At 53.3% G+C, this 20,947-nt stretch carries 21 protein-coding genes; 14 read left to right on the top strand and 7 right to left on the bottom strand.

Translation table 11 applies throughout. The annotated features are described in order from the left end of the window. Positions 1-244 precede the first annotated feature (244 nt). Positions 245-1,168, bottom strand: a complete 924-nt coding sequence (locus A6R74_RS12925) for a DMT family transporter (RefSeq protein ID WP_064234874.1) — start codon at positions 1,166-1,168, stop codon at positions 245-247. 99 nt (positions 1,169-1,267) lie between these two features. Between A6R74_RS12925 and A6R74_RS12920 the strand changes: the two genes are divergently transcribed. Further along, entirely contained in the window at positions 1,268-1,759 is a 492-nt protein-coding gene (locus A6R74_RS12920; protein WP_064234873.1) for a MarR family winged helix-turn-helix transcriptional regulator, read from the top strand. Next, positions 1,756-2,349 carry a class I SAM-dependent methyltransferase gene (locus A6R74_RS12915; protein WP_064234872.1) on the top strand — a complete coding sequence of 198 codons (594 nt, stop codon included), beginning with the start codon at positions 1,756-1,758 and terminating at the stop codon, positions 2,347-2,349. Before A6R74_RS12920 ends, A6R74_RS12915 begins: the two co-directional genes overlap by 4 nt. A gap of 39 nt (positions 2,350-2,388) precedes the next feature. Here the strand turns inward: A6R74_RS12915 and A6R74_RS12910 are convergent, their stop codons facing one another. Then, the gene (locus A6R74_RS12910; protein ID WP_064234871.1) at positions 2,389-3,225 is read right to left on the bottom strand and encodes a PhzF family phenazine biosynthesis protein; all 837 of its coding nucleotides are present in this window, start codon (positions 3,223-3,225) and stop codon (positions 2,389-2,391) included. A gap of 107 nt (positions 3,226-3,332) precedes the next feature. Between A6R74_RS12910 and A6R74_RS23675 the strand changes: the two genes are divergently transcribed. Together A6R74_RS23675 and A6R74_RS12905 are read left to right on the top strand one after the other, a co-directional pair. Next, positions 3,333-3,515: a LysR family transcriptional regulator gene (locus tag A6R74_RS23675; protein WP_082906673.1), complete on the top strand. Its 183-nt coding sequence runs from the start codon at positions 3,333-3,335 to the stop codon at positions 3,513-3,515. Beyond that, positions 3,488-4,246, top strand: coding sequence for a LysR substrate-binding domain-containing protein (locus tag A6R74_RS12905; RefSeq protein WP_064234870.1), 759 nt, complete (start codon positions 3,488-3,490; stop codon positions 4,244-4,246). The genes A6R74_RS23675 and A6R74_RS12905 overlap by 28 nt, the downstream gene beginning before the upstream one ends. 77 nt (positions 4,247-4,323) lie before the next feature. On the opposite strand, the gene A6R74_RS12900 is transcribed toward A6R74_RS12905, so the two are convergent. After that, positions 4,324-5,202, bottom strand: coding sequence for a LysR family transcriptional regulator (locus tag A6R74_RS12900; RefSeq protein ID WP_064234869.1), 879 nt, complete (start codon positions 5,200-5,202; stop codon positions 4,324-4,326). An 88-nt stretch (positions 5,203-5,290) separates the two neighbouring features. Between A6R74_RS12900 and A6R74_RS12895 the strand changes: the two genes are divergently transcribed. Both A6R74_RS12895 and bluB read left to right on the top strand, forming a co-directional pair. Continuing rightward, complete coding sequence (locus A6R74_RS12895; protein ID WP_064234868.1) at positions 5,291-6,046, top strand: NAD(P)H-dependent oxidoreductase; 756 nt, start codon at positions 5,291-5,293, stop codon at positions 6,044-6,046. Between the two features lie 58 nt (positions 6,047-6,104). Continuing rightward, complete coding sequence (gene bluB, locus A6R74_RS12890; RefSeq protein WP_064234867.1) at positions 6,105-6,782, top strand: 5,6-dimethylbenzimidazole synthase; 678 nt, start codon at positions 6,105-6,107, stop codon at positions 6,780-6,782. Between the two features lie 8 nt (positions 6,783-6,790). Here the strand turns inward: bluB and A6R74_RS12885 are convergent, their stop codons facing one another. Beyond that, on the bottom strand, positions 6,791-8,275 hold the full coding sequence (locus A6R74_RS12885) for a sensor domain-containing diguanylate cyclase (RefSeq protein ID WP_240488228.1): 1,485 nt from the start codon (positions 8,273-8,275) through the stop codon (positions 6,791-6,793). Between the two features lie 151 nt (positions 8,276-8,426). Further along, entirely contained in the window at positions 8,427-9,410 is a 984-nt protein-coding gene (locus A6R74_RS12880) for a helix-turn-helix transcriptional regulator (RefSeq protein ID WP_064234865.1), read from the bottom strand. A 149-nt stretch (positions 9,411-9,559) separates the two neighbouring features. On the opposite strand from A6R74_RS12880, the gene A6R74_RS12875 reads away from it, so the two are divergent. After that, positions 9,560-10,195 carry a glutathione S-transferase family protein gene (locus A6R74_RS12875; protein WP_064234864.1) on the top strand — a complete coding sequence of 212 codons (636 nt, stop codon included), beginning with the start codon at positions 9,560-9,562 and terminating at the stop codon, positions 10,193-10,195. An 89-nt stretch (positions 10,196-10,284) separates the two neighbouring features. On the opposite strand, the gene A6R74_RS12870 is transcribed toward A6R74_RS12875, so the two are convergent. Next, a complete protein-coding gene (locus A6R74_RS12870; protein ID WP_064234863.1) occupies positions 10,285-11,352 on the bottom strand; it encodes a class I SAM-dependent methyltransferase in 1,068 nt (355 codons plus the stop codon). 157 nt (positions 11,353-11,509) lie between these two features. On the opposite strand from A6R74_RS12870, the gene A6R74_RS12865 reads away from it, so the two are divergent. From A6R74_RS12865 to A6R74_RS12835, 7 genes are all read left to right on the top strand, one after another. Then, complete coding sequence (locus tag A6R74_RS12865) at positions 11,510-12,541, top strand: GlxA family transcriptional regulator (protein WP_064234862.1); 1,032 nt, start codon at positions 11,510-11,512, stop codon at positions 12,539-12,541. Positions 12,542-12,728: 187 nt separating this feature from the next. Continuing rightward, positions 12,729-13,214: a GNAT family N-acetyltransferase gene (locus tag A6R74_RS12860; RefSeq protein WP_064234861.1), complete on the top strand. Its 486-nt coding sequence runs from the start codon at positions 12,729-12,731 to the stop codon at positions 13,212-13,214. Positions 13,215-13,223: 9 nt separating this feature from the next. After that, positions 13,224-14,135, top strand: a complete 912-nt coding sequence (locus tag A6R74_RS12855) for a LysR family transcriptional regulator (RefSeq protein ID WP_064234860.1) — start codon at positions 13,224-13,226, stop codon at positions 14,133-14,135. Positions 14,136-14,287: 152 nt separating this feature from the next. Continuing rightward, positions 14,288-15,697, top strand: coding sequence for an amidase (locus A6R74_RS12850; protein ID WP_064234859.1), 1,410 nt, complete (start codon positions 14,288-14,290; stop codon positions 15,695-15,697). Between the two features lie 110 nt (positions 15,698-15,807). Further along, positions 15,808-16,035, top strand: coding sequence for a hypothetical protein (locus A6R74_RS12845; RefSeq protein WP_064234858.1), 228 nt, complete (start codon positions 15,808-15,810; stop codon positions 16,033-16,035). Then, positions 16,028-17,509, top strand: a complete 1,482-nt coding sequence (locus A6R74_RS12840) for a sodium:solute symporter family protein (RefSeq protein WP_064234857.1) — start codon at positions 16,028-16,030, stop codon at positions 17,507-17,509. The genes A6R74_RS12845 and A6R74_RS12840 overlap by 8 nt, the downstream gene beginning before the upstream one ends. A 103-nt stretch (positions 17,510-17,612) precedes the next feature. Then, complete coding sequence (locus A6R74_RS12835; protein WP_064234856.1) at positions 17,613-18,935, top strand: DUF2252 domain-containing protein; 1,323 nt, start codon at positions 17,613-17,615, stop codon at positions 18,933-18,935. Between the two features lie 20 nt (positions 18,936-18,955). Here the strand turns inward: A6R74_RS12835 and A6R74_RS12830 are convergent, their stop codons facing one another. Continuing rightward, positions 18,956-20,755, bottom strand: a complete 1,800-nt coding sequence (locus tag A6R74_RS12830; RefSeq protein ID WP_064234855.1) for a GGDEF domain-containing protein — start codon at positions 20,753-20,755, stop codon at positions 18,956-18,958. Between the last annotated feature and the right edge of the window lie 192 nt (positions 20,756-20,947).

Raw genomic sequence — 20,947 nt, 5'->3', positions numbered from 1 at the left:
ATTTAAGCCGCCGCTAGAGGTTTTTATGAATCTGATCAAGCGCACTCAGGAGGCGCCATCAGGCATTCATTGACCGAGTGTTGCACTTAGAGTTGGAGACCGCCCTCACTATATGGAACGATGTATTCTTTAACCTTGAATTCAATCAATAATGAAAGCAGGTTCGGTTAAAGGCTTCTTTTGAACGCCTCTAAACGGTGCATTACCTTGATTGGTACCCTCTTATTTAGGCTGGTGCATTTGGCTACTGCTTGGCTTTACCAATATTAAGTAAGGCAATACCGGCACCAATGAATAGGGTGCCTAGCAGTAAGCCCTCGGGGGCGGTTTCTCCCTGTAGCAGTATGGCGACGGGTACGCCCACCACGGCGCCGACGGAACCCAGTAGACTCAGAAATACCGGGCCGCCACTTTTTTGCAGTAGGAAAAGCAGCAAGAACTGGCCTGCAAAGACCATTGCTTGAACGGCAATCAGCATGATCGGCAGAGAGCGGTCTGTTGGAACGTTCAAAGAGAAGCCCGGTAGGAAGCCCACGCTGAGTAGAATAACGGCAGCGGCGATGAGCATGCCGGGTGCCAGCGCATCGCTGGATACGCCTTCTGGCCAACGCAAGGTTCTGTAAAGATTACCGATGGCCAGCAGTACCGGGCCGATTAAAGCGAGGAGAATCCAGAGATAATTGGCATCCGGTGCGGAAAGCTTATGGAAAGCCAAGGTGATGGCTCCTGCCAGGGCCGATATTACCCCCGCTGCGCGCATCACCTGAAACCGCTCCATTTTTAACGCTAGCGCGCCGACGTAGGTGAGTAGCGGTGGCAGGGTGATGATCAATGCCACGAACCCAGCACCTACATGGGGGACGGCTGAGAAAAACAGTAGGTTGGCCCCCGCCACACCCAGCAGACCTGAAATAGCGTAATACTCAACGGTGCGGCGGTTAACTGGCGGTAAATTGCGACGGAAGGCGGCAAGAGCCAGCAAAATGAGCGATGCCCCTGAAATCGACCAGAACAGAAAAGCGAGCGCTGACAGCTGAATGTCACCGGCAAGTTTCGCTAAATTAGTCGATAGGCCCAGCAAGGCGCCACCGGCTAGCAGGTATACCAGCGGGGCAAGCCAAGCTCTTTTGGGTGAGTGTATTGTGCGGTCAGTGCTTGATAACGTCATTGGCGAAGTTCTCATTGGTACCGTTTTTTGAAAGTATCTTGATGTCAAGATATGTGTGATTAATCTTGACGTCAAGCTAATTAGGCGCAAAATACGCTCATGGATCATGTAGACAACATTCTCAAACAGTGGCGGCAGGAGAGGCCTGACCTTGACGTTGCGCCGATGGGCACCATCGGGCGGGTCAAACGGCTGAATCACACTTTAATGCGCGTAATGGAGAAGACCTGGGCGGAATACGGCCTGACTGACGCCAGCTTTGACGTTCTGGCCACCCTGCGTAGAGAGGGGGAACCCTATGCGCTATCGCCGGGGGATTTGATGGCATCCACGATGGTGACGTCGGGCACCATGACTCACCGCATCAATCAACTAGAAAAGGCGGGGTTGATTGAGCGGGTTAAAAACCCCAATGATGGTCGCGGCTTTTTAATCTCTCTTTCCCAACGTGGGTTCGATTTAATCGACGAAGCGGTGGCCGCCCACGTGGAAACCCAGGCGCAGCTGGTGAGGGGGCTGACTGACGAGCAACTGGCGCAACTTGACAATCTGCTTAAGCAGTTTTTGGCGGGGGTTGAGGGGGTAGAGTGAGTGAGCAAAAGTACCTTGAAAAATCACTAAGCGTTGACGTATACCCGCCGCTAAAACGAGCGCTTGAGTTAGTGGGAAACACCTTGCCAAAGGTAGCCGTTGATGCGGGCTGTGGGGCAGGGCGTGATGCCATGTACATGGTGGAGCGTGGTTATACGGTATATGCCTACGATAAAAGCGATGCTGCGATAGCGCGATTAAAAGAGGTAGGTGGGCGACACATTGATAACACGCTATTTCCGCAAGTATGCAGCTTTGAACAGTTTACATACCCAGAAACGGCAATTATTAATGCATGCTCTAGCTTGTTCTTTTGTGAACCCTCGCATTTTCCGGTCGCTTGGCAATACTTAACGCAATCGCTGCAGCATGGAGGTGTATTTTGTGGCCATTTTATGGGGCCAAATGACGCCTGGGCAAAAATGAATCGAGGTGATTTATCGATACATTCCTATGCTGATATCCAAGCGTTGTTTAATGATCAGTTTAAGCTCATGGATGTTGTTGAACACAATACAGAAGGTAAGACCCTGCTAGGGAAGACCAAACATTGGCATGTTTACGCAGTTGTTGCTCAGAAGGTTATTTAACCCATCAAGGTCACTGCCTCTGAGCAACATGTTAGGCAATTAAATAATCTCTACAGCTGTGCCGGCCACTACTATTCCTCCTTGCTCGGGGACTTCAACCTGCAGCAGGCTTAATCGACCCATCGTTTCACCCTGCTTTATCAGAAATTTTCCAGGTACATCCATTAACTTGGCATCGCGTAAATAACCGCCTAGCGCGGCCGCAGCAGCGCCAGTGGCAGGGTCTTCCACAACACCGCCCACAGGGAAAGGATTGCGTGAATGGAAAAGGTCATCACTTTCGCGGAATATAAGCTGGAGCGTTGTTACTCCCTCTCGCGACATCCAAGATGTCAGTTTTTCAAAATCGTAGTCTAGTTGGTTCAGTCGATACTGGGAGTTGACCGCCAAAATAAGGTGCCAGACTCCGCCGTAGGCCAGGGCTGGAGGAATAGTGCGATCCAGTGCATCAGATGGCCACTGCAGTAGCGCGAGTACTTCATCGACAAGTTGTTCAGTAACAGGTTTATGGGCCGGCTCAACCGAGGTGAGTGCAGCCTGCATCTGACCATCAACCGAGTGAACCTTCACGGGTATGCGGCCTACTAATGTATCCAACTGATAAGTGCCAATACCACTTAAGCGCCCCACCATGACGGCACTTGCAATCGTGGCATGACCACAAAAATTGACCTCTGCTAGCGGGCTATAGTAACGAATAGTTCTGATTTCACCGCTCGATGGGGCGATAAATGCGGTTTCCGAGTAACCCACTTCTGCGGCGATACTCTGCATTGTCTTATTATCTGGCAACGCATCGCCAATCCATACGCCCGCTGGGTTGCCCTTGGTTGGATCTGTCGAAAATGCCGCTAGTCGATATAAATGCTCACTCATGATGCTCTGCTCCTAAAGGAATCATTTAAAAGAAAGCATTATTGTGACCTTAAAAATAATAATGGAAACTGCTTTATTGTCACCCATAGGGTTACTAGAATTTAGCCATGAGAAAAATCACTTTTCCTCCTTTAAACACCCTTCGTGCCTTTGAGACTGCTGCACGATTAGGCAGCTTTGCCGCTGCTGCCCAGGAGCTTAGCCTGACGCCAGCAGCCGTCAGCCATCGTATAAAAGAACTGGAGGGTAGGCTCGTATTGCGTTGTTTATACGCCAGCCACGTGGCGTAATCCTGACGGAGTCTGGCCGTCGCTACCATGGTCGTTTAGCTACTGTTTTTACCCAAATCGAACAAGCAACTAAAGAGCTTAGGCAACAGGGGGTAGATGGCCCGCTGACGTTATCTGCCCCCCACTCATTTCTCCACTATTGGCTAATCCCTCGGCTAGCTAATTTAAAAGCTCTTTACCCGGGCCTGCAGATAAAGCTGCGTGGTGAAAGTGAGTTATTGAGCTTTCGCGATAACCAAGCTGATATAGGCATCCGTTTTGGCACTGGTGACTACCCAAACCTTCATACTGAGCAATTGATGGGCGATGCGGTGGCTGTCCTTGCTCCTACCATGTTGATAAGTAGTCTCAGCGACGTTCGCTCTGAAAGTTTATTGCAAACTCAACTTTTACTGGAAGACAGCACTATTCAACCGTCAGAGCCATGGAATACATGGCAGCCCTGGTTTCGTGAAGCGGGGGTTGAATGGCATTCATCACTACAGAAATTACAGTTCTCTGACAGCAGCCTTACCTTAGCGGCCTGCGCTGAAGGGTTAGGACTCTGTATTGGCCGATACTCTATCGCTCGTCGGCTACTTCAGAATAGGAAAGTCCAGGCAATCATGCCCTGGCGTAGCCATGAATTTGCCTATTACTTGGTATCGCATCCCGCTGAAGTTGAAAATCCGCGTGTTAGGGCATTTAAACAGTGGTTAAGTGAAGAGATTAGAAATTTTCAAATGCCTTGAGTACATTGAGCAGCCAGGCAAGTACGTTTATTAGTTAGTGAAATAACAGTGGTGGAAGGCATTTTCCATGTGTTGAGCTAGATTCTTTGGCCTTGAACCCCCACCGTCATCGCCTCCATAAACGCACGTACTCTGGCCACATGGCGCAGATCCGGGTGGGTGAGCAGCCAGAGTTGGGTGGTGAGTGCTTCTATGTGTTCGCTTAACCTGAGTAGCTCTTTATCGGCATCGCCAAGATAGCAGGGCAGTACCGCAATACCCGCCCCGTGGCGTACCGCTGATTGCATACCCAGCATACTATCCAGCCGGTAGGCGGCGTTTTTAGTCATCATCCACTTTTCAAGCGTGGCGTCGCCTAGATGAACATCCGGGCCGATCCAGCTTTCTGTTGGCAGTGACGCGGGCTCTAATGGCAGGCAGGCGTTTTGCCAAAGCGCCTTTTGACCATAAATAGCCTGAGTGATATCGCTTATCTTGCGACCTACCAGGGTTTCGGGTGGCTTTCGAGTAGGCCGGATCGCAATATCGGCCTCACGTCGCGACAAGCTTTGCAACTGATTGGAGATAACCACTTCCAGCGTGATATCAGGGTAGCGCTGGCGAAAGTTAGCAAGTAGCGGCGAAAGCAGCCCCGCGAAAAGCGTATCAGTGGTGGTGATGCGCAGATTACCGGTGAGGGTTAAGTCCTGCCCGATAATTCGCCGCTCAGCGCTATTGATTTCGCTCTGTACGCGCTTGGCCGAAGCCGCCAGATCATCCCCTGCCAAGGTTGGTGTATAGCCTGTGCGGCTGCGCTCAAAAAGGGTAACGCCAAGCCCTCGCTCCATCTCACTTAAACGTCTAAATACCGTGGCATGGCTGATACGCAACGCTCGGCTGGCACCGGATAGCGAGCCCGCCTGGGCAATCGCTAGCACAATTTGTAGATCGTCCCATCTTATTTGCTGTTCATTCATGCAAGATTAGTTCTCATTTTTAGCCAATGTCATGGCATCTATGAACAGGTTAGCCTGTCGTCAAACCAATCGATAGGGGAGGCGCAGTATGAATGTGTTGATCGTCTTGGCTCATCCTGAGCGCAAGTCATTTAATGGCGGCTTGGCGGATGTGGCGGTAAAACAGCTGGTGGGCGCGGGTCATACCGTCGAGGTAGACAATCTCTATGCTGAGCAGTTTGACCCGGTGGAGCGCGCTGAGCACTATCCGCATCAAGCCTTTGACGTGGATTACTTTTATCCCCTCAATGAACAGCGCGCTCACTACCAGCAAAACGCATTACCGCAAGATGTTCAGCGGGAGTTAGCGCGGCTGGAATGGGCTGACTTGGTGATCTTCCAGTTCCCGTTATGGTGGCACGCCCAGCCCGCTATCTTGAAAGGCTGGTTTGATCGCGTACTGGTATATGGCGGGCGCTACACAAGCCGTATGCGTTATGACCGGGGTTACTATCGCGGTAAGCAGGCGATGCTGTCCGTCACCACGGGCTCGCCGGAGAAAGCGTTTCAGCCCTTTGGGCGTGCTGGCAATATGGTTCACTGGCTATGGCCTATACATGCTTCGCTGTATTACGTTGGCTTTGACGTGCTGGCCCCTCAGCTAAGCTACGGCATTCAGGGCGGCAGTATTCGCTATCAAGAGGAGGCTGATATCGCTGGCCATCTAGAGACCTGCAAGGCAGCCTGGGCCACTCGACTGGTGAGCTTGAGTATTGAACGTCCCATCCCCTTTACAGGATGGGATGACTGGGACGATGACGGCGTTTTACGCCAAACAAACCCACTGAGATGGCGGCTAGGCTGAGCTCGTGTAGACTCTTCACTGTCTACACAATTGATCAGCAAAAGGCCCGAGCAGCGCCATGACCACCTCGAACCACCGTTTTTCCGATGCTGAGCGCAGTGGGCTTTACCGCGCTATACACGAGCGGCGCGATGTGCGCTCGCAATTTCTGCCCGATCGGATTCCCCCTGAAGTGCTGATCCGCTTGCTGGAAGCTGCGCATCATGCGCCTTCAGTGGGCTTTATGCAGCCGTGGGACTTCATCGTGATTGAAAGTCGCGACGTCAGGGAAACGGTGCTGGCGATGTTCGAGCAGGAGAACCAAAAAGCCGCCGTGCGCTTTGAAGGCGAGCGCCAAGCGCATTATCGCAGCCTTAAGCTGCAAGGTATTATGGAGAGCCCACTTAATCTCTGCATTACCTGTGATCGAAGCCGGGGCGGCCCCCATGTGCTCGGGCGCAATAGCATTGTGGATACCGACCTTTTCAGCACTTGTCTCGCTGTACAAAACCTCTGGCTGTCGGCGCGAGCGGAAGGCATTGGCGTTGGCTGGGTGAGTATTCTTGACCAAGAGCAGCTAAGCGCGGCATTGAACCTGCCCGAGCACGTTTATCCGCTGGCGTATCTCTGCCTTGGCTATGTGAGCGAGTTTTTAGACCAGCCAGAGCTTGAAGCCAAAGGCTGGTGTTCCCGTCTATCATTAAGCGAACTCGTGCATGGTGATAAGTGGGGGCAACCGCTGGACAGTGGTTTATAAGGACGTTTCTATAAGGAGGGGCTGCTCGGTGTGTCTAGCGCGCGGGACTTTGGTTTGCGGCGCTGACTTTTGTCTTCGTACATGCGCTCATCTGCCAAAGTAAATACCTGCAGGGCAGGCGCTTCGCTGGAGCTGGCGAACCCCAAGCTCACATGAAGCGCCAGCTCTTCGCGTTCGCCGTTCGCGGTGTCGATGGTGCAACGTTGGTTGGGCAGATTTTCCCTGAGCAGACTTGCCATACGCTTGGCTGCTGCCAGGTCGGCAGAGGGGAATAGAATGACGAATTCGTCGCCACCGTAGCGTGCCAGTACGTCACTATCTCTGCAGTGAAGTTGCAGATACTTGGCAACGCCAGCAATCAATTGATCGCCTGCGACATGGCCATATTGGTCGTTCACTTCCTTGAGTCTGTCGACATCCATCATTAGAACAGCAAAATCCAGGCTTGGCGTCTGTGCTTTGCCCTGAATGCTCAACTGCAGCGCCGATTCCAAGAAACCTCGGTTATAAAGGCCGGTGAGCCCGTCACGCTCAGCGGTTTTTTTCAGCTCCAAATGCAACAATTTATTTTCGGTAGCGGTCGCCAGTTGGTCGGCAAATAGCGACAGTATTTGCTCCAAGCCATCGTCCCGTTTGGGAGCTTTTACGAACAACCAACCTTCGTACAAGCTTAAACGGACCCCCATGGATGTAATATATAAATTCTCATCTTGCTCTGTTGGTGGCAGTTTGATTGGATACTCTCTTTGCTCATGGACACCGGCCAATAGGCGCTTTAGGCGTTCTTCATCCTTTGGGCTTAGCCCCGCAATAGCCGCGTAGCGTGTCACTTCTGAGCGTTGCCGTTCTTGTAGAAAAACGGCAAAGCCGTAGTCGGGAAAATGGCTATGTAGGTGGTTTAACGAGTCATCCAGCAGAGAATGGATATTGATCGCACGATTGGCGACCGCCCCGAGATCCAATAGGGCTTGAAAAACCCGGTTCTGAAACTTAATCTCGCCAATGCTGCGGCCGATCTGACGATTCTGGCTGTACGTTACACGACCTATGGTTAGAAAATAGACCACAGCCCCGGCCCATTGGTAGATGTCTAAATTGTTGCTCACATAGGGACGAAAAGTGAACCCTGTCAGGGTACTTCCGACCATCGCAGCGACAGCAAAAAGTGCAGCTGAAACAATCATTTTCCGCACTCCGCCGACCACTAAGTTATTCATCAAACAGGCAAGCCCGATAGTAATGGTGGCTAAAAGGTAAAAATCCAGCACGCTACACCAAAAGCCAAACAGCAGGCTGTCGAAGAGGAGATTCCTAAATTCGGCACGCTTGGAATTCTGAGCGCTTGCCGCAAGCGCATAGGCGACGCCGGGCCATAGCAGCAGTAAAACTCCCGGCAGAATAAGCGTCCAGCCGCTGCTTTCTACTATGGAGATCCATACGGTTAGCCCGAAGGTATGGCAAAAGGCAAAAGTGCGCGGGGCAATTGTCGCCAATGCAAGACGGTGTGTGCGTCTTAATGGAAGTTGCATTTGTGAGTCTTTATTTAACGTTATTTGAATAACAGACTAGCACCTAAAAGGTTGAAAAGTCCTACTCTGACATCAGGCAAATAGTGCCTTCCTTGCTACCCGGTTGTAGGCAGGATTAGGGTGTATCTATTGGATACGATGAAGAGTGCTCGCAACTGGCTAATAAGTTTTTGGCGTGCTCACGTAGGGCTTCTTTTAGGCCATCCGGCTTGAGGACGGTAAATCGAAACGGGAGCTGAGCCAACCAATAGGCAAACCACTCGAAACTGTCGGTTCGGGTGTTGAGTAGTAACCCACCTTCAACCTCTTCGAACGGATCTGTACAGAAAAATTGGTTCTCAAAGTAAGCGTACGCGGCACGATCAATGTGTAGCACAAGTGTTACTTCATAAGTTGGGCCCCATGACATAAGGCTTTCGCTTAAAAAATCGGCTGCATTGAAGTGAGCGGGGCGTGTGAAGGTATCATCAAGTAGGCGCACACCGCTGATACGATCCAGCCTAAACGAGCGCATGGCGCCCCTCAGATGGCAAAAACCAACGGCATACCACCGACCTTGTTGGAAAACTAACCCGTAGGGGTCGATCTGACGTTCAATCGGTTCATGTTGCGGAGAGTGGTAGATAAGCCCGACGGTTCGCATGGCTTCAGTGGCTTTATTCAGTGTCTCAAGTGCACGGTCATCACGGCTGGGTTCACGCTGGGGTAAGAACACCTGAGTGGTCTCACTGATACTACGCACTCGTCTTTTTAAATTCGCAGGCATCACCCGCTCGAGCTTCGCTTGTACGCTGGCAATGGCGGGCGCTGCGTTCGTCAGGCCCAGTTGGCTAGCAGCCAATAAGCCTAGAGAAACAGCGAAAGTCTCTTCGTCAGTAAACATCATGGGGGGCAGCTTGAAGCCAGCCACCAGTCGATAGCCGCCGTAGCGCCCCTGCTCGGTCACTATCGGCACGCCTATATCTTCCAGCGCCGTAATGTATCGCCGGATAGTGCGCCGATCCACGCCCAGGCGTTCAGCTAACTCTGCTCCACCCATCTGGCCATTAGCCTGCAGCAACTCAAGTACAGCAAGCACGCGCGTTGTGGGTCCTGCCATCGCCACCTTCCTCTCGAGGTTATTTTCGAAGTCTTGCAGAAAAAGTGCATTGTTGCGTTTATTTAGGACGCATTTTCGCCTATTAACCCACTAATCTGGCCTGGCAATACCTTGTGTCACCGAAAAATTGACTAAAAAAGGGGCTCAGCATGTCAGAACTTACGTTTTACACTCATCCGATGTCTCGCGGGCGCGTGGTGCGCTGGATGCTGGAAGAAGTAGGCATACCCTATTCGGTAAAGGCGATGGAGTACGGCTCAGAGATGAAAGCCAAGGACTACTTGGCTATAAACCCAATGGGGAAGGTGCCTGCCATCAAGCATGGCAATACTGTTGTGACGGAAGTGGCGGCTATTTGTGCGTACCTGGCGGATCAGTTTCCGGATAAAAAGCTGTCACCGCCCCCGCAATCTCCCGAACGCGGAGCCTACTATCGTTGGCTGTTTTTTATGGCGGGTCCGTTCGAGATGGCCACCAGTGCCATGGCCTATGATTGGAAAATCGATAGCAGCAACGCACAGGCCGTTGGGTGTGGCCAAGTGGCAGACAGTATCAATACGCTTGAAAAAGCACTCAGTGAGAGCGCCTATATCTGCGGCGATCAGTTTACTGCGGCAGATATATTGGTTAGCAGTTACCTCTGGTGGGAGACAATGCAGAAGAATATCCCGCCGAACGAGGTGTTCAAACACTACATAGAGCGCACGGAAAGTAGGCCAGCGGCCAAGCGGGCCAATGAGTTGGACGATGAGCTAGCTGAGAAAATGAAGCCCGTATCCATCTGATAGCCAATTTGTGTCGCTTGTAAAAATAGGGCGCTCCTAATGGAGCGCCCTATGTAACGTTTTACGCAGCTAATTTATCTTCTCTACCCTTAAAGCCGCGCCTCAAGGATCAAATTAAACGGGGTCTCCGCTGCGCGCCTGAAGTGACGGAACCCTGCCTTGCGAAACACCGCTGCTAAGCGTGCTTCTCCTGCTTGCGCGCCGAGAACCTGCTTGCCACCTTCCGATATCGCATGGGCGCAGCAAATAGTCGTGGACGCGGCGTAATACATTCTCGCTACCAACGACAGATTGTGTTCTAGATGATCCTGCGCATAGGGTTCAACTAACAATACAGTGCCGCCTGGTGCTAGCACTTTGGCGGCATAGTTTGCGGCTGCCACTGGATCGCCCATATCGTGCAGGCAGTCGAAGAAGCATATCAGCCCGTACTGCCTGTCCGAATAATTGTCCGCCTTTGCCACTTCAAAGTGTGCGCGCTCGGCGACGCCAGCGTGGGTGGCATTTTGGCCCGCCTCGCCAACAGAAGGCTCGTGGGCATCAAACCCGTAAAAGCGCGATTCCGGAAAAGCCTTAGCCATCAGTACCGTAGAGTGGCCAAACCCACAGCCAACATCGGCAACCGTGATACCGGCTTCAAGCTTGTCAATGACGCCTTCTAGTGCGGGCAACCATTCAGGCACCAGACTGCTGCGATAACCGTTACGGTAAAAGGCCGCGACACCACACTGTAGGCGGCTGTCATGGTCGCCCCATGCCACGCCTGTGCCAGTGCGAAATGCCTCAAGGGTTTTCTCTTCGTCAAACCACATTGAGGCGGGAACCTGCCATGCCGGTGGAATAAATACTGGGCTATCTTCGTTTGCCAGCACCATCGCCTGTTCAGGGGGAAGTTCGTAGGTATCGCTGATAGCATGGTAGGCAACATAGCCGCCGGCCGCCTGGGAATTTAACCACTCCCGGACATAGCGTTCAGCGCAGTGGGTACGCTGGGCAAGTTCTATCGCGCTAATGGGGCCTGCACTCTCCATTGCTTTGTAAAGCCCAAGCTTGTTGCCCAGGCTGACCATGACACCGCCATAAGCAGAGGACAGATCACCCACCGCTTGCATGACAAAGGTTTCTAACTTGTTTTGATCGATAGCCGTTACGCACATGGTCTACGCTTCTCTTATTTGGTGTGAGGGTTTCAGTTGAAGGTATCAACTGGCCGCACTCATAATCTCAGCGGTGCCCCCTCACTATAAGAGTCAGAATCACCCTAAATCGGTTCGTTTGTGCCACGACGTTTTTGTGCGCTGGGAAACCTAAGCCATGCCTCAATCATTCGTTAGCTTTGGCGCTACTCCCTATCATGTCAGTCTGCTGGCGTTGCCTGATGCGGTAATCTCTACGCTGGCAGGTATCTACGATGTGATGAACGCTGCCTCATTGATGAACCTTGTGCCAGACGGTTCACCCGTGCCTTTTCATGTTGAGATTGTCGGCGAGGTCGAGGGCTCCCTTGCACTGGCGAGTGGCGTACCTATCAACGTGCAGCGGGCAATCGAGAGCATTACCACCACCGATATTGTGATCGTTCCCTCAGTATTGCTGAGCGCGTCTGGTTGGGAGAAGGGGCGTTATCCGCGCCTGATCAAGTGGCTGCAGGAAATGTACGACGGGGGCGCCGTGCTGTGCTCCGCTTGCTCAGGGGTTTTCCTGATAGCCGAGACTGGCCTTTTCGATGGCCGGGATGCCACGGTACATTTTGGCTACGCCCAGGCGTTTACGACTTGTTATCCCAAGGTGGTGGCGCACCCTGAACGTGTTTTGGTTATTGCTGGCCTGCGTGATGAATTGATCAGCTCCGGTGCCTCCACCAGCTGGCACGATTTAGCGTTATACCTTATTGCGCGCTACGCCGGTGCCACCACTGCGCAGGAAATCGCACGTCTATACGCGCTGCAGTGGCATCAGGACGGCCTTACTCCCTACATGATCTTCGAAGGTAAAACCGACCACGGCGATGCCGATATTCAGGCCGCGCAACAATGGCTGTGCACCCATTTTTCGGTCGCTAACCCTGTGGAGGAGATGATCAAGCGCTCCTCACTCGCCGAACGCACGTTCAAACGTCGATTTGCTAGCAGTACCGGTCTGACGCCTATCGTTTACATCCAACGTTTACGCATTGAGGACGCCAAACGCCGCCTGGAACGAACCGATGCCACTATCGATGACATCAGTTGGCAGGTGGGTTATGAGGATGCGGCTTTCTTTCGGCGCTTGTTTAAACGCACGACCGGTCTTGCGCCAGGCGCTTACCGTAAGCGATTCAGAATGCCAGATTTTACGCTGAGCTAGTCAGTATTCGTAGGGAGCCTCGCTCGATCGCTGCCTTGCCGCTGACCGAATTCGTGGCTGACCCTTATTGGTGGATTTAGGTGTTTGAGCGCAATAGGATTGTCGAGGCTGGTCAAGCTTCCTATAGCGAGGCATGTCGTTTGCCGCTACTGTATTCGCTTGTGCTAAACAAGGCCGGGAGCCATTCATGCAAAGCGATATTATCCTTCAGCGGCTAAGAGCTGACGACCCTAATGCTGACGCAGTTGCAGGCTGGACATTTGAAGCATGGGGTCATTTACACCCAGGGCTCACCCTAGAGCAGGCTATTGAACGTTTAAAGGCTGAATGTGGCCAGGGCGGTGTGCCTTCCATTTTTGTGGCGATGCAAGGCGAAACCCCCGTGGGAACCGCCAGCCTGACTGCTGATGATATGAGTATTCGCCGTGAATTTACTCCCTGGCTTGCCTCAGTATTTGTTCTACCCGAATGGCGGGGGCAGGGTATTGCCTCTGCGTTGGTACGCCGGGTAGAAGCCGAAGCAGCTGCGCATGGCTTTGAGCGCTGCTATCTCTATACCCCTGATCAACAGGCGCTTTATCGACGGCTGGGTTGGCAGGATAAGGAGGACGTTGAGTATCGGAAAGAGCACGTTACGGTGATGGCGCGGCAGCTAGATAAGCCACAAAACTGAGAGGCGTTTATGATCAGTGGCCGTGCGTTACGCTACTTCGATACTGTGGCTCGGTGCCGTTCACTGCGCCAAGCCGCTGCCCAGCTGCATATTGCCCCCACGGCGATTAGCCGTCAGATTGATCTGCTCGAACACCAGCTTGGCGCACCGCTCATCGAGCGCGGCCCCAATGGTATTAGCCTAACAGCAGCGGGGGAGCTATTAGCCGCCCAGGCCCAGCGCACGCTGCGTGACCTTGAACGGGTGCAGGAGCATATTGCAGACCTTAAAGGTTTGCGCACTGGCCGGGTCAGTTTGCAGGTATCGGAAGGCGTTGTGGCAGGCCTGCTAGCGCCTGCCTTGGCCAAGATGGGGCTGCGCTACCCTCATTTGAGTTTTGATATCGGAATTGCTAGCGCTAGCCAAATGGTGGAGGCGTTGCGCCGAGGCGATGCAGATATTGGCTTGTCGTTCTTTATGCCTCGCCACGAAGACATCGTGCCATTTGCCAGCGCCGAATTGCATCACCATGCTGTGATGGCCCCAGGCCATCCATTGGCCGTGGCTTCTGAGGTGAGTCTTCACACCTTGGCAGAGCACCGGCTTATCCTGCCTGATGAGTCCTATGGCGCTCGTCAAGCGCTAGAGCACGCTGCTCATCAGGCCGGGGTAGTTCTGGCTCCCACCTTCAAAACCGCTTCACTGGAAACCCAAAAAGCACTCGCCCTTAACGGCGCAGGCGTGCTGGTATTACCGCCGATGGCGGTTGCCCGCGAATGTCAGTTAGGCGAACTCGTCAGCATTCCCTTGTCCCCTTTAGAGCTCGAGGCAGCGCGAATTGACCTCTGTGTTTATCGTCATCGCCAGCGCAGCTTTGCCACCGACGCGTGCCTTTCGCTGCTGGCAAGTGCTCTGCAAACACTGCAAGACCCGCCATTTTGAAAGAGCTTGAAACTGAAAAATTTTGAAAAGCAGAGTGCACACAAATTGTGGACACTCTGCGGTCAATATTGAAATAGCAGAGAGCGCTGAGTGGGTTCATGCTGAGCTAATTGATAACGTCAGTCTGACAACAACAGCAAAAAGGTAATGTGATGCCTGAACTACATCAACTCACCGCCACTCAATTAATTGATGGCTACCGAGCCCATAGGTTCTCGCCAAAAGAAGTAGCCAGCGCCCTGGTTGAACATATCGACGCCTGGGAGCCGCACATCAATGCGCTGTATGCCTATCAGCCGGAAGCCTTCATTAAAGCAGCCGAAGCGTCTACACAGCGTTGGGCCAAGGGCGAGACAAGCGGCGTTTTGGACGGTGTCCCGGTCACTCTTAAAGAGTTGATTGCCACTAAAGGGATGCCGGTGCCGGTGGGCACGGGGCTGGGTGAGCAGGCTGCTGCCACTGAGGATGCACCCCCGGCTGCGCGCCTAGCGGAAGACAATGCCCTGCTGTTGGCAAAAACGACCTGCCCTGACTTTGGCATGCTCTCATCCGGGCTTTCTTCTTTTCATGGCCTAACCCGCAACCCCTGGAATTTGACCTGTAATACCGGCGGTTCAAGCGCGGGGGCGGGCGCGGCGGCGGCCGCTGGGCTTGGGCCGCTGCATGTGGGTACCGATATTGGTGGCTCGGTACGCCTGCCAGCGGCGTGGTGTGGGGTCGTCGGTTTTAAGCCTACGCTGGGCCGGGTACCCATAGATCCGTATTATGTGGGCCGCTGTGCCGGGCCCATGACCCGCAGCGTAAACGATGCCGCGTTAATGATGGCATCGCTTGCCCGCACGGATCGACGCGATGCAATGCGCCTGCCGCCGGAAGAGATCGACTGGATGGACTTAGCGTTAGACGTTAAAGGTTTGCGAGTGGGTGTGATGATGGAGGCGGGCTGCGGTCTGCCGTTGGATGATGAGATTCGCCAACATGTCGAGCAGGCTGCCAAGCAGCTAGAAGCCGCTGGGGCGACGCTGGTGCCGTTGGCACCCGTGCTGACCCGCGAAATGCTGGATGGTCTGGATCACTTCTGGCAAGCCCGACAGTGGAGCGAGCTGTTAAAGCTCTCGCCAGAAGAGCGAGAGCAGGTATTGCCCGCCATTTTAGCCTGGGCCGACGGTGGCGCGCGCTTAAGTGGCGTAGACGCGGTGCAGGGTTTTCAGCAAACCATGATGATGCGACGCGCCACCGAAGCGGTTTTTGATAAGGTGGACGCTGTCATATCGCCTACTACGCCGAATATTGCCTTTCCCGCAGAATGGCCATCGCCCACCAATGATCCGCGCCAACCCTTTGAGCATATTGCTTACACCGTGCCATGGAACATGGGCGAGCAGCCCGCTATTTCCCTTAATGCTGGGGTCAGTAGCGGTGATATGCCCATTGGCGTGCAGATGATTGGCCCACGTTTTGCGGATCATTTTGTACTCAAGCTGGCGCGGCAGCTTGAAGAGCGCCTGGCGCTACCCATGCGCTGGCCAACGCTGCCAACTGATAACGTTGAAGCTAAATAAAGCCGTTTTAAATAACCATTTCTAAAAGCCATCGTAAAAAACGGGTTATTAAAAAACTGTAGTTAAAAACCGACTTTAAAACTTGGATTCAGAAACTAAGGGGAACACTCATGGGGCGTTTATTGGTTCTGCCTACCTCCCGGGCAGGCTGGGGGCTGTTAATTGCATTTGTGGTATTGGTGCTGGCAGGCATATGGCCGGTGATTGGGATGGTGAACCGGGCCACCTTGGTGATGGGCTTGCCGCTGATAGTGGTGTGGAGCTATTTGGTAATTTTTGCCTGCGTGGTGGTGATGCTGATCGGTAACCGCATTGTGGAGAGAGACGACCATGAGTAGCCCCTGGCCACTGTTGATTACCTTGACCTATGTCGCCATCGCCATGGTGATTGGCCTGCGCGCCAGGGCAGGGCGCTCCATGAATAGCCTGGAAGAGTGGGGCGTGGCGGGTCGCAGTATGGGGCCGGTGACGCTCTACCTGTTGATTGCCGCTGGTAGTGTGAGTGCTTACACCTTTATGGGAGCTCCCGGTTGGGCTTACTCCAAAGGCGTCGCGGTATTTTATGTGGCGATCTACCTGGCTTATCTGGCATTGGTAGCGTGGTACTTCGGCCCCAAGGTATGGCAGTTCGGTGAACAGTTTGGCCACGTGACTCAGGCAAGCGCCATTTCCGACCGCTACCAGAGCCCCGCGCTGGGCGCACTGGCGGCACTCGTAATGGCGATCGGCTCTATTGCCTACGCGGTACTACAGACTATTGGCTCGGCGTATATTCTGTTCGTGATGAGCGGTGGTTTGATTCCGATTTGGTTGGGGGTTGTGCTGGTGCTGGCCTGCATTGCGGTCTATCTCTACGCCAGCGGCCAGCGCGCAATTGGCCGAACCAATGCATTTCAGGGGGTGTTAATGCTGATTGTGGCTTGGGCGGTTGGCCTGTGGGCTGTTCACAGTGCTACCGGTGGGCTGAGCTTTGCCGGAGTGTTTGAGCGTATTCAGACCGAGCATAGCGAGTTTCTCACTCTACCAGGCGCAGGCGGCGATATGAGCTTTAGCTTCTGGACGACCTCGATCATCGTTTCGATGTTTTCGTTTATGCCGCCGGTATGGACTCAGTGGATGAGTGCCTCTTCGGCGCGCACTATTCGCCGCAGTGCCACTTGGTTACCGACTTATTATGTCGTCATTCTACCCATGGTTGTCGTTGGTTTTATCGGCATTTTCTCGCTGCCTGAGCTGGCCCGGGCCGATACCGTGGTTCTCGAATACGCCATGCAACACTTGCCGGTGGTGCTGGTTGGATTGCTTGGCGCGGGTACCCTGGCGGCCTCAATGTCTTCCAGCGAGCCGTTTATTCATTCGGTATCGCTGTCGCTAAGCAAAGATGTGCTTCAGCCGGTGCTAAAACTTTCTGATGGCGTGACCGGAAAGCTCGCCCGGCTGCTGATACTGCCTATTATGTTCTTGGTGGTTGCGCCACTGGCGATTGCCGAACCCGGCAGTTTGGTAATGATTCTGTTAGTGGGGTTGGGGTTTGCTTCCCAGGTACTGCCTGCCTTTATCGGCATGTTCTTTTGGCCGCGGGCTTCTCGCTTGGGCGTGATGGCCGGTATCGTGGCGGGCTTTTTGATTACCGTGGCGTTTACTACGCTATGGCCACACCCGCTAGGCATTCATGCGGGGTTCTGGGGGCTGATGCTTAATCTGCCGGTGTTTGTGGCGGTTTCATTGATGACACCTGCTACCCACGTCGAGGTGGTGGAGCGCTTCTTTCGCATCGCTGCCCCCCGTGGGTTTACCCGTTTGAGTCAATAGGTGTATAGGGCGGCCACTGACTTAATCTATTCATGGTTATCGACTACCTTTATAACAAACCGTTTTTCTGCATCAATTTTTCTGCATCAAACAAGGTAATTCGATGAGTCATGCATTGACTGGACATAACCGCCCTCAGCAGGTGATTGAGGCAACCCACCAGGCGAATAACACCTTGCCAACGGCGACCCGTCAAGCCAAGTACGCAAAAATGGCGGCGTCGCCCTACCGCTTTTACCGTGGTAGCAACCATCTGTTTTGGAATGATGTGTGGCACGACTGGCGCTTTGCCCTGTTTGGTGGCTGGCCGGAAACCCAAACTTGGCTGCAGGGGGATGCCCATGTCTACAACTTCGGTGCTTATGGCCATCATGATGATCAAGTGCGCTACGGTATGGATGACTTTGATGATGCGCTAATTGGCGACTATCAATATGATCTGTGGCGGCTGGCCATCAGCGTCGTGCTTGATAGCCGTGAAAACGCTGAGTTAGATCCCAAAGCAATTGATAAAGCGCTTAAAAAGTTAATAGAGGGCTATTGCCAAACGCTAGCTGACCACGTCGACGGCAAGCCTGTGGAAGCGGTCACGCTTGATAGCGCCAAAGGTTCACTAAAGCCCTTTATGAGTAAAGTGGCGGATAAACAGAGCCGTGCCCGCATGCTCGAAAAGTGGACAGTGCTAAATGCGCAGCAAGGCCGCCAGTTCGCCGAACGGCCTGGCAAGCTGGCTAACCTGCCGGCGGATGTGGCCAGCCAACTGCGCCGCCTGATCGAGCAGGAGTACCAGCAAACGCTGCAACACGCCATAAAAGAGAGTGATCCCCACCATTTTAGAGTGAAGGATACGGCGCGACGCTTGGATGCAGGCACCGGTTCGTTGGGGGTAGAGCGCTATTACGTCTTGATTGAAGGCGGTGTTGAACACGAGCACGATGACATCATCCTGGATGTCAAAGAGCAGGTTCCCCCGGAAGCGTTTCGCTTAATGAATAAACACCAGCAGCAGGCGTGGCGTAAATTATTTCCTAACGAAGCTATTCGCCATGCGGCGGCGTTTCATGCGATTGCCGAACATCCTGACGCTTATCTCGGCTGGCTAACCATGAACGGAAAGGTATTTTCGGTGCGTGAACGCTCACCGTTCAAGAAAGACTTTCCGACCCATAAGCTCTCTGGCGGTAAGTCATATCGAAAACTGGCCCGACAGTGGGGAGAAATTCTCGCCCGAGAACACCTGCGCGGTGCTAAAGCGCTTAACCAAGGTGACTCAACACGCTTTGCCAAGTCCGTTTGCCAACGATTAAAAGGGCGTGAAAACCTGTTTGTTGAAGTGGTGTCGACACTGGCGGTGGCCTACGCCGACTGCACTGAGCAGGACTACGCCGTGTTTATCGATCACTTTCTGGCAGGGGGGGCTGCATAACCAGCCTACAGCATGAGCGATTACTGAGGCTGCTGTTTACCGAGCATAAATCCCTGTTCCTCAAGCGTCTCTTCCCATACAACACAGCGGTTGCGGCCGCTGTGCTTGGCTTGATAAAGCGCTTCATCGGCTAGTCGTAGCAATCGCTTAGGGTCTTGGGTGTGGTCAGGATAGGTTGCCACACCGCAGGAGAGCGTGATTTGCCGCAGCCGGGTGCCTTGATGGATGAATGCTTGATGAGCAATAGAGGTTAACAACGCCTTGGCGCGAGATTCGGCAGCGATTTGGGAGGTGGCGGGCAACAGGGCAACAAACTCTTCACCCCCAAAGCGACAGATCACGTCCATATCACGTAGGTGATGTCGCAACAGCAGGGCAATTTCAACCAGTACAGTGTCTCCTGCATCGTGGCCAAAGTCGTCGTTAATCTGTTTAAAATGATCCACATCTAGCATTAGCACGGAAAGTTGACTGGCATGCTGCTTAGCTCGCTGACACTGGTGGTCAAATGCCATATCAAAATGGCGTCGGTTATGCAGACCGGTTAACGGATCCTTGCGTGAGAGGCTTTCCAATTCTTGCACTAACCGGTCAAGGTCGGCGGTGCGCGCTGCCACTTGTTGCTCAAGAGTCTCATTGGCCATCGCAAGCTGTTGCTGTGTATGCCGGTAGTGCCACAGAAAAATTGCGGCGTTAGCCAACGAAAAAGCCAGCGTGCCGTAGCTCAAAGGCACACTACGCCAGCCCACAAAACCATGGGCGACCGCCATATCGGCCAACAGTAGTGGTGCAAAGAAAGTAAAACTAACGACCAGAAGCCGTTGTTCAAGGCTGAGCCGTTTAAAACGCATGAGCGCTAGCGCCAGCATCACGGGAAGCGTAAAGGCTAGCATGACATCAAATACAGGGAAGGTGAGTGAAAGGCTCACTACTCCCAGTCGAACCAGACAAATCGCAAGAATCAGGTACGCTAAGTGGATAACCCACAAGTGAGTTATCCAGCGCTTAGCGGTGCCTTCCAACCAGTAGCTGAGTAGCAATCCTAATGCCACCGGCAAGGCATAGTAGCTGCCTGCGCGTAGTGTGTCCCAGGCCAGTGGGCCATCGGCAATGAATTGACGGGCAGGCGTCTCTGCCAGCAGCATTAGACCTGAGGCGTAGGCAAATAACGCGATCGATCCGAAGCCGCGGCGTTCAGGGCCTATTATCGCGAAAATAGTGGCCAAGATGGCAAGTACCAGTACCAGTGCACTGACGCCAAGATCCTGAGCGGAGTCATGGATAACTTGTTTAAGAACCTCAATGCGCTCCATTACCTGAACTTGGCCCCATAGACCAATGCTGGTGTAGTAGGAGTAGAAGCGGAAGGTGAGCGTCTGACCGGCGGCATTTTCGGGTAGGTCGATCATGTGCCAGGGCCATCCCGCAAAATCACCTTTACCTTGATCGTCAAACTCACCGTATTGATAGATGAGTTCATCGCCTAGGTAAACTTGCCCAATCAAATTGATACTGGTGATAAAGAGGACGGGATCGCTCCAATCACCGGCGGGCACTGTAGTGCGTAGCCAGAGGTGTTCGTGCCCGTCTCGGCCGGGTGGGTTAGAAGGGGTATCTATCGCCTGCCACTCTGTTGAGTTGCTTTGCAACCATAGGGGGTGGTTATCAGCATCAAGAGGAGAGTCGCCCCAGCGATACTCCCAGCTTTGCAGTGGTTGAGAAGAGGTGTCGGCTTTAAGGCCAACAGAAAACGCCAACAGCATGGCAAAGGCCACCGTTAGCAGAATGCCGTGGCGTAAGGCTAACCCACAGGGCAGCATGGTGGGAGTCCTCATCTATGGGTAGCGGTCAATCTACTCATCAATGCAGTCACTTGGCTAATTACCTCGCGTGGATACTGTGGAAGGTTTATAAGCTAACAGTTTACCTAAAAACGTCGCGCAGGCGATGACATCCACTTCAACGTTGAGCCGCCCGTTTAGCTGCCATCAGGGCAAAATAAAACCGAGCCA

The sequence above is a fragment of the Halomonas sp. ALS9 genome (genome assembly GCF_001651035.1).
In the GTDB taxonomy this organism is placed as follows: Bacteria; Pseudomonadota; Gammaproteobacteria; order Pseudomonadales; family Halomonadaceae; genus Vreelandella.
Note: the sequence above shows the minus strand (reverse complement) of the source record. Positions and strands in the feature narration are given on the sequence as shown.